At 70.4% G+C, this 12396-nt stretch carries 15 protein-coding genes; 8 read left to right on the forward strand and 7 right to left on the reverse strand.

The window, feature by feature from the left end; genetic code table 11:
* Positions 1 to 30 precede the first annotated feature (30 nt).
* From AC07CM_RS21660 to AC07CM_RS21670, 3 genes are all read right to left on the reverse strand, one after another.
* Positions 31 to 795 (reverse strand): transglycosylase SLT domain-containing protein, encoded by a 765-nt coding sequence (locus AC07CM_RS21660; protein WP_478878045.1) that lies wholly within the window; start codon positions 793 to 795, stop codon positions 31 to 33.
* Positions 796 to 1137: 342 nt separating this feature from the next.
* Complete coding sequence (locus tag AC07CM_RS21665; RefSeq protein ID WP_478878046.1) at positions 1138 to 2181, reverse strand: S-adenosylmethionine:tRNA ribosyltransferase-isomerase; 1044 nt, start codon at positions 2179 to 2181, stop codon at positions 1138 to 1140.
* On the reverse strand, positions 2178 to 2873 hold the full coding sequence (locus AC07CM_RS21670; protein WP_478878047.1) for an SDR family NAD(P)-dependent oxidoreductase: 696 nt from the start codon (positions 2871 to 2873) through the stop codon (positions 2178 to 2180). The genes AC07CM_RS21665 and AC07CM_RS21670 overlap by 4 nt, the downstream gene beginning before the upstream one ends.
* Positions 2874 to 3101: 228 nt before the next feature.
* Here AC07CM_RS21670 and AC07CM_RS21675 point away from each other — a divergent pair, with 228 nt between their 5' ends.
* The 4 genes from AC07CM_RS21675 (at position 3102) to AC07CM_RS21690 (ending at position 5750) form a co-directional block, all read left to right on the forward strand.
* Positions 3102 to 4280: a GAF domain-containing sensor histidine kinase gene (locus AC07CM_RS21675; RefSeq protein ID WP_478878048.1), complete on the forward strand. Its 1179-nt coding sequence runs from the start codon at positions 3102 to 3104 to the stop codon at positions 4278 to 4280.
* Positions 4273 to 4914, forward strand: a complete 642-nt coding sequence (locus tag AC07CM_RS21680; protein WP_094214635.1) for a response regulator — start codon at positions 4273 to 4275, stop codon at positions 4912 to 4914. The genes AC07CM_RS21675 and AC07CM_RS21680 overlap by 8 nt, the downstream gene beginning before the upstream one ends.
* A gap of 171 nt (positions 4915 to 5085) precedes the next feature.
* Positions 5086 to 5331, forward strand: coding sequence for a chaplin family protein (locus AC07CM_RS21685; protein WP_478878049.1), 246 nt, complete (start codon positions 5086 to 5088; stop codon positions 5329 to 5331).
* A 179-nt stretch (positions 5332 to 5510) separates the two neighbouring features.
* Positions 5511 to 5750: a chaplin gene (locus AC07CM_RS21690; RefSeq protein WP_478878050.1), complete on the forward strand. Its 240-nt coding sequence runs from the start codon at positions 5511 to 5513 to the stop codon at positions 5748 to 5750.
* 58 nt (positions 5751 to 5808) lie between these two features.
* On the opposite strand, the gene AC07CM_RS21695 is transcribed toward AC07CM_RS21690, so the two are convergent.
* Positions 5809 to 6597 carry a hypothetical protein gene (locus AC07CM_RS21695; RefSeq protein WP_478878051.1) on the reverse strand — a complete coding sequence of 263 codons (789 nt, stop codon included), beginning with the start codon at positions 6595 to 6597 and terminating at the stop codon, positions 5809 to 5811.
* Between the two features lie 149 nt (positions 6598 to 6746).
* Here AC07CM_RS21695 and AC07CM_RS21700 point away from each other — a divergent pair, with 149 nt between their 5' ends.
* The 3 genes from AC07CM_RS21700 to AC07CM_RS21710 all read left to right on the forward strand — a co-directional run bounded on the left by AC07CM_RS21700 (position 6747) and on the right by AC07CM_RS21710 (position 9108).
* Positions 6747 to 7538: an ABC transporter ATP-binding protein gene (locus tag AC07CM_RS21700; RefSeq protein ID WP_478878052.1), complete on the forward strand. Its 792-nt coding sequence runs from the start codon at positions 6747 to 6749 to the stop codon at positions 7536 to 7538.
* Between the two features lie 61 nt (positions 7539 to 7599).
* Positions 7600 to 8031, forward strand: a complete 432-nt coding sequence (locus tag AC07CM_RS21705; RefSeq protein ID WP_478878053.1) for an NfeD family protein — start codon at positions 7600 to 7602, stop codon at positions 8029 to 8031.
* Positions 8032 to 8142: 111 nt separating this feature from the next.
* Positions 8143 to 9108 (forward strand): SPFH domain-containing protein, encoded by a 966-nt coding sequence (locus AC07CM_RS21710; RefSeq protein ID WP_478878054.1) that lies wholly within the window; start codon positions 8143 to 8145, stop codon positions 9106 to 9108.
* Between the two features lie 113 nt (positions 9109 to 9221).
* Here AC07CM_RS21710 and AC07CM_RS21715 read toward each other — a convergent pair whose 3' ends face one another.
* The 3 genes from AC07CM_RS21715 to AC07CM_RS21725 form a co-directional block, all read right to left on the reverse strand.
* Positions 9222 to 9728: an HNH endonuclease gene (locus tag AC07CM_RS21715; protein WP_478878055.1), complete on the reverse strand. Its 507-nt coding sequence runs from the start codon at positions 9726 to 9728 to the stop codon at positions 9222 to 9224.
* 167 nt (positions 9729 to 9895) lie between these two features.
* Complete coding sequence (locus AC07CM_RS21720) at positions 9896 to 10435, reverse strand: YbhB/YbcL family Raf kinase inhibitor-like protein (RefSeq protein ID WP_478878056.1); 540 nt, start codon at positions 10433 to 10435, stop codon at positions 9896 to 9898.
* A 40-nt stretch (positions 10436 to 10475) separates the two neighbouring features.
* The gene (locus AC07CM_RS21725; protein WP_478878057.1) at positions 10476 to 11258 is read right to left on the reverse strand and encodes a sporulation protein; all 783 of its coding nucleotides are present in this window, start codon (positions 11256 to 11258) and stop codon (positions 10476 to 10478) included.
* 100 nt (positions 11259 to 11358) lie between these two features.
* On the opposite strand from AC07CM_RS21725, the gene AC07CM_RS21730 reads away from it, so the two are divergent.
* Positions 11359 to 12009, forward strand: coding sequence for a DNA-3-methyladenine glycosylase (locus tag AC07CM_RS21730; RefSeq protein WP_478878058.1), 651 nt, complete (start codon positions 11359 to 11361; stop codon positions 12007 to 12009).
* The last annotated feature ends 387 nt before the right edge of the window (positions 12010 to 12396 follow it).

Below are 12396 nucleotides of genomic sequence, written 5' to 3' on the forward strand. Positions count from 1 at the left end.
TCCGCGTTACGTCAGAGGTCCGCGCCGACCTCAGTACGCGCTGTTGACGTTGTCGATCGAGCCGTACTTGTCGGCAGCGTAGTTGGCAGCGGCGGTGATGTTGGCGACCGGGTCGTAGATGTTCCACGAGGTGCCGGAGACGTGGTACGCGTTGAACGTCGGCGGGATGACCTGCAGCAGGCCCTTCGACGGGATGCCGTTGATCGCGTTGATGTCCCAGTCGTTGATGGCCTTCGGGTTGCCGGAGGACTCCCGCATGATGTTCTTGTGCAGGCCGTGGTAGCTGCCCGGGATGCTCTTGGCCTTCATGATGTCCAGGGCCTGCCGGATCCAGCCGTCCAGGTTGTTGGTGTAGGTCTTCGCGGCGACCAGCTGCACCTGGGGGCGCTGCGCGGAACGGCTCGCGGCCTCCTTGGCGGCGCGCTCCTGCGCGGCCTTCTTGGCTGCGGCGTCGGCTGCGGCCTTCTTCGTCTCGGCCTGCTTCTTCGTCTCGGCCTCGGCCTGCTTCTTGGCGGTGGCGTCGGCCGCCGCCTTCTTCTGGGCGGCGAAGGTGTCGAGCTTGACCGTCTCCGTGGCGAGCTGGTCGGTCAGCGTGCCCTTGACGTTCTTGACCTGCGGAGCGGCGGCGGCGACCTGGGCGGTCGTGGCCGGGGCACCGGTGGTCACGGTCTCGGCGTTGCTGGGGACGGCCGAGAGGGCGAGGGCGGCGGCACCGAGGGCGCCGACACCGGCGATCGCGATCTTGTGCTGCTTGGTCAGCGGACTGAGACGGCGATTGAGGATGTTCTTGGGCATGGCTGATGGACCTCTTCGTTAGCGCGGAGGTCGCTCCTGCGTCCGCCGGGGGAATCGGTTCCTCCCACACGAACGCCGCGGGCCGGAAACCCACGGCGCTGAGCGACGGAAGCAATTCTTAGCGGGCGCAAAATGCCCAGGCAAAGGTGTGACGTACGATCCCCGATAGTGGATCAGGGAAGGGCAAAACGGGACAGACTAGACCGTCTGTCCCGTTCATATAGGGACACTTCATCTCCTATGCGCTTTCGTACGTGATGCACGCCCTATGTGCGGGCTCACATGGAGGAGGCGGCGGTCTCACCGAGAGTTGCCGCAGCAATGCTCTCGGTGAGGGGCCTCCTACCGGAGAATGAGGTGCACGTCCCCGAACTCGTGCCACAGGTAGAGCCCCCGCAGCGCCTCCGTGTACGCCCGGGCGACCGCCGCCCGCCCCGCGACGGCCTCCAGCATCAGCAGATGCGAGGCCTCGGGCTCGTGCAGCCCGGTCAGCAGCCCGTCGACCACGCGCACCCCGCGCTCGGGAGTCACCACCAGCTCGGTCCACCCCTCGGCCGCCCTCGCCACGCCGTCCGGCCCGGTCGCCGACTCCACGGCCCGCACGGCCGTCGTCCCGACCGCGATCACCCGTCCGTCCCCCGCCCGCGCGGCGTTGATCAGCCGCGCCGAGGACTCCGGCACCGCGAAGCGCTCCGGATACGGCGGCTCGTGCGTCTCCGCCGAGGCCACCCCCGTGTGCAGCGTGATCGGTGCGAACCGCACCCCTCGGCTCACCAGCTCCGCGACCAGCCGCGCGGTGAAGGGCCGGGCCGCGCTCGGCATCTCCGCGCTGCCCGCCCCGTCAGCCGAGGGGAGCGCGAACACCGTCTGGTAGGCGGACAGCGGCTGATCCCGCTCCGTGTAGGAGTAGCGGATGGGCCGCCCGTGCTCCCGCAGCACCCGAAGCACCTCCGCGCCGTGCGGACGCGCCCACCACAGCCGCTCACCGCGCCCGCTCAGCGGCTCCTCCAGCACCAGCCGCGCCCCGCCCGGCAAACCCACCTCAGTACCCGCGGGCCCACCTGCACGCGCGCGTGTAGTACCGCCTCCGTCCGGATCCCGCAGCTCGACGGCCCACCGCCCGTCGTCCCCGCGCGTGGAGACGTGCACGACCACGCGCGCGTGCCCGATCCGTCCGTCCACCGCGGCGGCCAGCGTCGGCGAGGTGTTCACCACCAGCAGGTCCCCGGCCCGCAGCAGCCGCGGCAGCTCGGCGAACACGTGGTGTGTCACCTCGGTGCCGCGCGACACCAGCAGCCGTACCGCGTCCCGGTCGAGGCCGGGCCCCCGCTGCTCGGCCGGCACCCGCGCCGACAGCTCCTCTGGCACCCTCACCGACGTGGTCATCGCCCCTCCACCGGAGCGGGCGCCGCGTACCGCCCGCTCACCGGCCGCTCGTCCAGGAGCCGCAGGAACGCCGGTACGACACCGGCGGGCGCCGGACGTGGATCGTCGTCGTCGGGTACGGCGGCCGAGTACAGGTCCGTGGCCATGTCCCCGGGGTCCACCGCCCACACCCGCAGTCCCGGCTCCTCCACGCCGAGCACGGCGGCGAGCTGGTCCAGGGCCGCCTTGGAGGCGCCGTAGCCGCCCCACGTCCCGTACGCCTCCGCCGCGGCGTCCGAGCTGACCGCGATCACCGTGCCGGCCCGCGACTCCCGCAGCAGCGGCAGCGCCTCCTGGACCAGGCCCAGCGCCGCCACCACGTTCACCTCCAGCGCCCGCCGCAGCCCGTGAAGGGGCAGCTCGGCGAGCCGCACCAGCGGCTCGGCCCCCAGCGCGCTCGCGTTGCTCACCACCAGGTCGGCACCGCCCAGCTGCCGAGCGGCCGCCACCAGCTCGGACCGGTGCCCGGCGTCCGTGACGTCCCCGGGCAGCGCCTCCACCCGCACACCGTGACCGGCGACAGCCGCCGCGGCCTCCTTCAAGGGCCCCGCGCCTCTGGCGTCGAGCACCAGATCCCACCCCCGTGCGGCCAGTGCCTCGGCCAGCGCCCGCCCCAGGCCCTTGGAGGCCCCCGTGATGATCGCTATCGGCATGACAACCGTCCCCTCGTCGCTTGCCGCCCCCGTCGGGCGGTGACCACAACGTAGGAACGGCACCCCCGGCGCCGCCTCGGACGCGGGCCGCAAAGCTGCGGGGTCCTTCGGCGTACGCCGCACGTCGGGGACCCCGCGACCTACCCCGGCGGCCCTAGGTCCAGCGGACCGGGCCCGGCCGTCACAGGTCCGATCCGGGCTGTCCCACCCCGCCGGTACCGTGAGGACATGAGTCAAGGCCCCCGGTCCGGCCTCGCCGCGGTCAGCTCCGCGCTGCTGGCCATGAGCAGGCACCTCGAGGTGCGCGACGTCCTCAAGACGATCGTCGCCTCCGCCCGCGAGCTGCTCGACGCGCAGTACGCCGCCCTGGGCGTCCCCGACGACCACGGCGGCTTCGCCCAGTTCGTCGTCGACGGCGTCAGCGATGCCCAGTGGAAGGCCATCGGCCCGCTGCCCCGCCAGCACGGCATCCTCGCCGCGATGCTGCGCGAGGCACGGCCCGAGCGTCTCGCCGACGTGCGCAAGGACCCGCGCTTCGAGGGCTGGCCGTCCGCCCACCCGGACATGTCCGACTTCCTGGGCCTGCCCATCAGGGACGGCGACGAGGTCATCGGCGCCCTGTTCCTCGCCAACAAGCGGCGTCCTGTGGGGGGAAAGCCCCCACACCCCCCGCGCCCCAAGCCGGAAGGAAGCTGCGGCTTCACGGAGGAGGACGAGGAACTCCTCTCCATCCTCGCCCAGCACGCAGCCATCGCCCTCACCAACGCCCGCCTCTACGAGCGCAGCCGCGAGCTGACCATCGCCGAGGAACGCTCCCGCCTCGCCCACGAACTGCACGACGCGGTCAGCCAGAAGCTCTTCTCCCTGCGCCTGACCGCGCAGGCCGCGGCCGCGCTGATCGACCGCGACCCGTCCCGCGCCAAGGGCGAACTGCACCAGGTCGCCGCGCTCGCCGCCGAGGCGACCGACGAACTGCGCGCCGCCGTCGTCGAGTTGCGCCCCGCCGCCCTGGACGAGGACGGCCTGGTCGCCACCCTGCGCACCCAGACGCAGGTCCTCGACCGCGCCCACGCCGCGCGCGTGACCTTCACCGGCAACGGCTTCCGCGCCCTGCCCGCGGCCCAGGAGGAGGCCCTGCTGCGGGTCGCCCAGGAAGCCCTGCACAACGCACTGCGCCACTCCGGCGCCGAACACGTCGACGTGATCGTGGACCGACGCGGCTCCGGCGCCGTCCTGCGCGTCACCGACGACGGCAGCGGCTTCGACCCCAGGTCGGTCCGCCGCGCCGGACGCCACCTGGGCCTGGTCTCGATGCGGGACCGGGCGAGCGGCGTCGGCGGCACTCTGACGGTGGAATCGGCGCCCGGCAAGGGCACCACGGTCGAGATGGAGGTCCCCGGTGGCTGACGCAATCAAGGTGCTGCTCGTCGACGACCATCAGGTCGTCCGCCGGGGCCTGCGCACGTTCCTCGAGGTCCAGGACGACATCGAGGTCGTCGGCGAGGCCGCCGACGGCGCCGAAGGGGTCGCCCGTGCCGAGGAGTTGCGGCCCGACGTCGTCCTCATGGACGTCAAGATGCCGGGCATGGACGGCATCGACGCCCTGCGCAGGCTCCGCGAACTCGACAACCCCGCGCGCGTGCTGATCGTCACCAGCTTCACCGAGCAGCGCACGGTCGTGCCGGCCCTGCGCGCGGGCGCCGCCGGGTACGTCTACAAGGACGTGGACCCCGACGCCCTGGCCGGCGCCATCCGCTCCGTGCACGCCGGGCACATCCTGCTCCAGCCCGAGGTCGCCGGCGCCCTGCTCTCCCAGGAGGAGGCCAACTCCGGTCAGGGCAGGGGAGGCTCGCTCACCGAACGGGAGCGCGAGGTGCTCGGCCTGATAGCCGACGGCCGCTCCAACCGGGAGATCGCCCGGGCCCTCGTGCTGTCCGAGAAGACCGTCAAGACGCACGTCTCCAACATCCTGATGAAACTCGACCTCGCCGACCGCACCCAGGCCGCCCTGTGGGCCGTACGCCATGGCGTGACCGGCTGAAACACCCTGACCAACGCCTCACCGAGGGCAACGCGGAAGGTTCCGTTCCGGACTGAGATTCATACCGTCGTGGGAATGTCACCCGAATGGCGCATCCTCCCGTGGTCTCCGCCCGTTCTTCAGTGCGTGCCGCGGTGATCACCGTGGTGAACGCTCAGGAGGGGTTGGAAAGTGAAGAACCTGAAGAAGGCGGCGGCCGTGACGATGGTGGCCGGCGGTCTGCTGGCCGCCGGTGCCGGGATGGCCTCCGCCACGGACGGCGCCTGGGCCTGCGGCGAGGCCAAGCACTCTCCGGGCGTCGGCTCCGGCAACGTCGTCCAGGTCCCGGTGGACGTCCCGGTGAACGTGGTCGGCAACAGCGTGAACGTCATCGGCGCGCTGAACCCGGCCTTCGGCAACCTCGGCCTCAACCACTGAGTCCACCGCCGGCGACCCCAGGCCTCCCGGGCTCACCGGGAGGCCTGTCAGGTTGTCATCCGACTGGTCCGAACGGGGACTCGAACCCGGGCTCCCGTACCCAGGCGGAGCACTCCGGCGTTGATCAGCGCACGACCCACGGCAGGGTCGGACACGCACACGCAGGAGGAACCCGTCCCATGAACATCGCCAAGAGGGCCGCCATCGCCGTGACCGTCGCCGGTATCGCCGCGGGCGCCTGTGCCGGTGCCGCCGCCGCCGACTCCGGTGCGACCGGCATGGCCGCGGACTCCGCGGGTGTCGGCTCGGGCAACGTCGTCGAGGCCCCGCTGCACATCCCGGTGAACGTGGTCGGCGACAGCGTGAACGTCATCGGGGCGCTGAACCCGGCGTTCGGCAACAAGGCCGCCAACGGCTGAGAACGCGGCGAACCCGCGAGGGCTCCGCCGGCCATCCGGCCCGCGGAGCCCTCGCCGTTCAGCGCACGCCCCGCTCCCGTTCCTCCACGATGGAGTTGTACGCCGCCACCTGCGCCCGCCGAGCCGTCCGCTCCACCGGCCGCAGCGCCTGGGTCCGAGCCGCCATCTCCGAGGCGCTCACCGCGCCCCCGTGCCCGTTGCCGTGGGCGAGGGAGATCAGCAGCCCGACCCGCTGCGCCAGCTCCAACACTCGCACCGCCCGTGACGGATATCCCGGCGCCAGCACCTCCCGCCCCCGCTCCGCCCGCGCCCGGTACGCGTCGATCGCCGCCTCCGCCACCGGACCCGACCCGGCGACATCCAGCTTCGACAGCACGTCGGTCGCCTCCCGCAGGGCCTCCGCCAGCTCCCGCTCCGCCTCGCCCAGCGACGGAACGTCTGCGGGCGGCGACTCCCGCACCGGCAGCACGTGCCAGACCACCTCGACATGTACATCACCCTCGGGCCCGGCCTCGTACACCTCCGGCACCAGGCCGAACGCGGCGCCGAAGCAGACCACCGCCTCCTCGGCCTCCAGGGCCCGGGCATTGAACTCGGGCGGCCCGCTCAACCCCAGCGGATGACCGGGCGCCGGCAGCGCGACCCGCAGTCCGGTCACCCCCAGCGTCCGCAGCCGCCCCAGCGCGAGCGTCAGCCCGACCGGCGTCGACTCCCCCGACAGCCCCTCCACCCGGTGCACCGCGTCCTCGCCCACAATGGCGAGCACGGCGTCGTCCGGAGAGACAAGTCCGGCCAAAAGGGCATTTCCCCAAGCGGCAAGGCGTCCTGAACGCGGTTCCGTGAGCATGCCCCCACCCTAAGGACCGGACCGATGGAATGGTGCGGGGCACTCGTGGCGTAGATTTCATAAGGGCTGCGCCCACCGGCGCGGCGGACCGAGCCACAGGCGTACGCGACAGCCGAGACCGGCACACTGCAAGGGGAGACAACGCGCTCATGAGCGATGTTCTGGAGCTTCAGGACGTATCCGTGGTCCGCGAGGGCCGGGCTCTGGTGGACCAGGTCTCCTGGTCGGTGAAGGAGGGCGAGCGCTGGGTCATCCTCGGCCCCAACGGCGCCGGCAAGACCACCCTCCTCAACGTCGCCTCCAGCTACCTCTTCCCCAGCAAGGGCACCGCCACCATCCTCGGCGACACCCTCGGCAAGGTCGACGTCTTCGACCTGCGCCCCCGTATCGGCGTGGCGGGCATCGCCATGGCCGAGAAGCTCCCCAAGCGCCAGACCGTGCTGGAGACCGTCCTGACGGCCGCGTACGGCATGACCGCCCACTGGCAGGAGGAGTACGACGAGGTCGACGAGCAGCGTGCCCGCGCCTTCCTCGACCGCCTCGGCATGAGCGACTACGTCGAGCGCCGCTTCGGCACCCTCTCCGAGGGCGAGCGCAAGCGCACCCTTATCGCCCGCGCCCTGATGACCGACCCCGAACTGCTCCTGCTCGACGAGCCCGCCGCCGGCCTCGACCTCGGCGGCCGCGAGGACCTGGTCCGCCGCCTCGGCCGGCTCGCCCGCGACCCCATCGCCCCCTCGATGATCATGGTCACCCACCATGTCGAGGAGATCGCCCCCGGCTTCACCCACGTCCTCATGATCCGTCAGGGCAAGGTCCTCGCCGCCGGTCCCGTCGAACTGGAACTCACCTCCCGCAACCTCTCCCTCTGCTTCGGCCTCCCGCTCGTCGTCGAGCAGGTCGGCGACCGCTGGACCGCCCAGGGCCTGCCGCTCACCTGACGCCGTACGGGCCCCCGTTCGCGCCCTGTCCGCCGCCCGACCGCGGTCCTACCATGACCATGTGAACGACATCTCCGCATGGGTCTGGTGGCTCGTGGGCGCGGCGGCGCTCGGAATCCCCCTGGTCGTCACCGCGATGCCGGAGTTCGGCATGTTCGCGGTGGGAGCCGTCGCCGCCGCGGTCGTCGCCGGACTCGGCTTCGACGTCGTGATCCAGGTGCTCGCCTTCGTCGTCGTCTCGGTCGCCCTCATCGCCGTGATCCGGCCCATAGCGGCCCGGCACGACAGGCAACGACCCCGACTGGTCACCGGCATCGACGCCCTGAAGGGCAAGCAGGCGGTCGTCCTGGAACGCGTCGACGGCTCCGGCGGCCGGATCAAGCTCGCCGGAGAGATCTGGTCGGCCCGCTCCCTCGACACCGGCCGCGCCTACGAAGTCGGCCAGGAGGTGGACGTCGTGGAGATAGAAGGGGCCACCGCGATCGTCATCTGAGGCATCCTGCCCACGAGTTGGGCGAGGGTCTGTCAGACTCGACCAGCAAGATCTTAAACAACCACGGGATCTGCCGAAGGCGCCGAGGCGGAGAGGGGTACGGGGAACACGATGGAACCGGTCATCATCGTCCTGGTCATTCTGGTGGTGTTGGTCTTCATCGCCCTGATCAAGACCATCCAGGTCATCCCACAGGCCAGCGCCGCCATCGTCGAGCGCTTCGGCCGCTACACGCGGACGCTGAACGCGGGCCTGAACATCGTGGTCCCGTTCATAGACACCATCCGCAACCGCATCGACCTGCGCGAACAGGTCGTACCGTTCCCGCCCCAGCCGGTGATCACCCAGGACAACCTGGTCGTCAACATCGACACGGTCATCTACTACCAGGTCACCGACGCCCGGGCCGCCACCTACGAGGTCGCCAGCTACATCCAGGCCATCGAGCAGCTCACCGTCACCACACTGCGCAACATCATCGGCGGCATGGACCTCGAGCGGACCCTGACCTCCCGCGAGGAGATCAACGCGGCCCTGCGCGGAGTCCTCGACGAGGCCACCGGCAAGTGGGGCATCCGCGTCAACCGCGTCGAGCTGAAGGCCATCGAACCGCCCACCTCCATCCAGGACTCGATGGAGAAGCAGATGCGCGCCGACCGGGACAAGCGTGCCGCGATCCTCACCGCCGAAGGTACGCGCCAGGCGGCCATCCTCACCGCAGAAGGTGAGAAGCAGTCCCAGATCCTGCGCGCCGAAGGTGAGGCCAAGGCGGCCGCCCTGCGCGCCGAGGGCGAGGCCCAGGCCGTCCGCACGGTCTTCGAGGCCATTCACGCCGGCGACCCGGACCAGAAGCTCCTCTCCTACCAGTACCTCCAGATGCTCCCGAAGATCGCCGAAGGCGACGCCAACAAGCTCTGGATCGTGCCCAGCGAAATCGGCGACGCCCTCAAGGGCCTGTCCGGAGCGATGGGCAACTTCGGCCCGCTCGGCGGCGGTGGCAACGGCGGCGGCGCCTCCGTCCCGCCCCAGAACAACGGCCCGAGCACGGAGCGCCGCGAAAAGCCGAGCATCGACTAGGAGTTCAGCACGATGCCGGTTCCCGCCGCGCCCCGAAAGGGGCGCGGGGAACCGCGCCGACAACCGGCGACGGTCCGCAGCCGCGATCAGAGGGAACCGAACCCGGCAGACGACTAGGCCGCTTCCCGAGCGAGCCACTCGGGAAGCGCGGCGATGTCCTCCTGCCCCAAGGCCAACAGCATCGCGTCGGCGGGCGTCGGCTCGAACGGCACCCGCAACAGAGCCATACCGGCCTCGTCAGGAGTCCGGTTGGCCTTCCGGTGATTGTCCTCCGCACACGCGGCGACCGTGTTCAGCCACGTGTCCTGCCCACCCTGCGACCGCGGCACCACGTGGTCCACGGTCGTCGCCCTGCGCCCGCAGTACGCGCAGCGGTGCTGGTCCCGGACCAGCACCCCCCGCCTCGACCAAGGCGCTTGTCTTCGGAACGGCACCCGTACGTATCTGCAGAGCCTGATCACCCGGGGCGCGGGTATGTCCACAACGGCACCGCGCATGCGCAGTTCGGGATGGGCCTGCTCGACGACGGCCTTGTCCTGGAGGACCAGCACCACGGCTCGGTTCAGAGTCACCGTCGACAGCGGCTCGAAGCTCGCGTTCAGCACCAGCGTGTCACGCATCCAGCCCACCTCCCGTATGCACCTGCCCACCCCCCGGCGGGCTTGGATCAACTCTGGACGGGCGCGCCGAGATGGACAACGCAATAAAAAATGCCCGCCCCTGATCACTTCCAAGACCAGGGGCGGGCAAACGTTCCATGAACGCTCGGCTGAATCCGTGCGGTGCGTCAGCCCTCGGCGGGGTTCTCGAACTCGCCGATGAGCTGGGCGCGCGCGATCGCGTGGAACCGAAGGTTGAAACCGACGACGGCCGGAGAGGCGTCCGCGTCCGGGCCGAGCTTCTCCCGGTCCACCGCGTACACCGTGAAGACGTACCGGTGCGGACCGTCCCCGGGCGGCGGAGCGGCACCGCCGAAGTCCTTCGTCCCGTAGTCGTTCCGCGCGTGCACGGCTCCCTGGGGCAGTCCCTCGAACTTGCCGCCGCCCGCACCCGCCGGCAGCTCCGTCACGGAGGCCGGGATGTCGAACAGGACCCAGTGCCAGAACCCGCTGCCGGTCGGCGCGTCGGGGTCGTAGCAGGTCACGGCGAAGCTCTTGGTCTCCGCGGGGAAGCCCTCCCACCGCAGCTGCGGCGAGGTGTTCCCCTCGGCCTGGACCTGGGCGCTGCCCAGCGTCGCGCCCTCCTCGATGTCCTCACTCGTCACCGTGAACGACGGGACGGGCGGATGGAAGTCGTGGGGGAGCGGCCGCCGCTTGAGCTCGGTCACCTCGGTACCTCCTGATCGTTCTCGTTCAGTAGGTCCGAGCCTAGAACCAGTTCCGCTTGCTGCCGACCTCGGACAGCCACTGGTTGAGGTAAGCCGCCCAGTCGGTCCCGTGGAAGTCGTTGAGGCCCACCTGGAAGGAGCGGTAGGTGTCCGAGCCCTCGCTGAACAGACCCGGCTTCTTGTCCATCTCCAGGACGACGTCCATGGCGTGCTCGTCGGCCACGAAACTCAGCTCGACCTGGTTCAGGCCCCGGTACTGCGACGGCGGGTAGAACTCGATCTCCTGGTAGAACGGCAGCCGCTGCCGCGTACCCCGGATGTGGCCGCGCTCCATGTCCGCGTTCTTGAAGCGGAAGCCGAGCTGGATGAAGGCGTCGAGGATCGCCTTCTGCGCCGGCAGCGGGTGCACGTTGATCGGGTCGAGGTCGGAGGAGTCCACCGCGCGGGCGATCTCCAGCTCGGTGGTCACCCCGATGTGCATTCCGCGCAGCGTCTGCCCGTCGATCATCGTGACCGGCGTCTCCCAAGGGATCTCCAGACCGAACGGCACCGCGTGCACGGCACCCGCCTGCAGCTCGAAGGCACCACCGAGCCGCACCTTGGTGAACTCGATGTCCTGCTTGTACTCCTGGTCGCCGCTCTCCACCTCGACCTTCGCCTGCAGGCCCACGGACAGGCCCTCGATGTCCTGGTTCACGGAACCGCCCTGGATCCGTACCTCCCCCTGGACGACCCCACCCGGCACGACGTTGACCTCGGTCAGCACCGTCTCGACCGAGGCACCGCCGGCCCCAAGGCTCGCGAGCAGCTTCTTGAACGCCATGACTCTCCCTTTACGAATGGACCCTCGACCCCTACAAACGCGATCGGGCCACGACCGGTTCCGCCTGCGCCCCGACCCGTCTGGACTACCCTCGGACGGCATGATCGCGCCCCCGGACCGTACGCCACTGCCCCGAGAGTTCTTCGACCGCCCTGTCCTCGAGGTGGCCCCCGATCTCGTCGGCCGCATCCTGGTCCGGACGACTCCCGACGGTCCCATCGCCGTGCGCCTCACTGAGGTGGAGGCGTACGACGGCCCGAACGACCCGGGCTCACACGCCTACCGCGGCCGCACCGCCCGCAACGCGGTGATGTTCGGTCCACCCGGACACGTGTACGTCTACTTCACCTACGGCATGTGGCACTGCATGAACCTGGTCTGCGGACCCGAGGGCCGGGCCGGCGCCGTGCTGCTCCGCGCCGGCGAGGTCGTCGAGGGCGCCGAGCTCGCTCGCAAACGTCGACTTTCGGCCCGGAACGACAAGGAACTGGCCAAGGGGCCGGCCCGCCTGGCCACGGCCCTCGGGGTGGACCGCGCACTGGACGGCACGGACGCGTGCGCCTCGGGTGAGACGCCGCTGAGGATGCTGAGCGGTACTCCCGTGGCCTCCGACCAGGTACGAAGCGGTCCGCGCACCGGAGTCGCCGGTGAGGGCGGCAACGGCGACGTCCATCCCTGGCGCTTCTGGGTGGCCGACGACCCGACGGTGAGCCCCTATCGGGCCCATGTACCTAGGCGCCGACGAAGTTGACTCGCTCCTGGAAGGTGCGTAATGTAGCCCGAGCCGCTGAACCGGGTACGGCGATCGCCTGCAGCCGGAGCGGCCAACCCATTACCTAGCTACAACCCCTCAACGGGGTCGTTTCTGGCGCGCCCGCGTACCCGAATACGAACCTCGAGAGACTCGATTATGAGTTGCCGAGGGAATCGGCTAACGTAGTGAATGTCGAAAGGCCGCCGACGAAAGCCGAAAGCCCGCAGACAAATCCCGCCGACCGGGAATCGGACGCCGAAAGGATCTGATAGAGTCGGAAACGCAAGATCGAAGGGAAGCGCCCGGAGGAAAGCCCGAGAGGGTGAGTACAAAGGAAGCGACCGTTCCTTGAGAACTCAACAGCGTGCCAAAAATCAACGCCAG

The organism is Streptomyces sp. NPDC044061 (genome assembly GCF_056434305.1).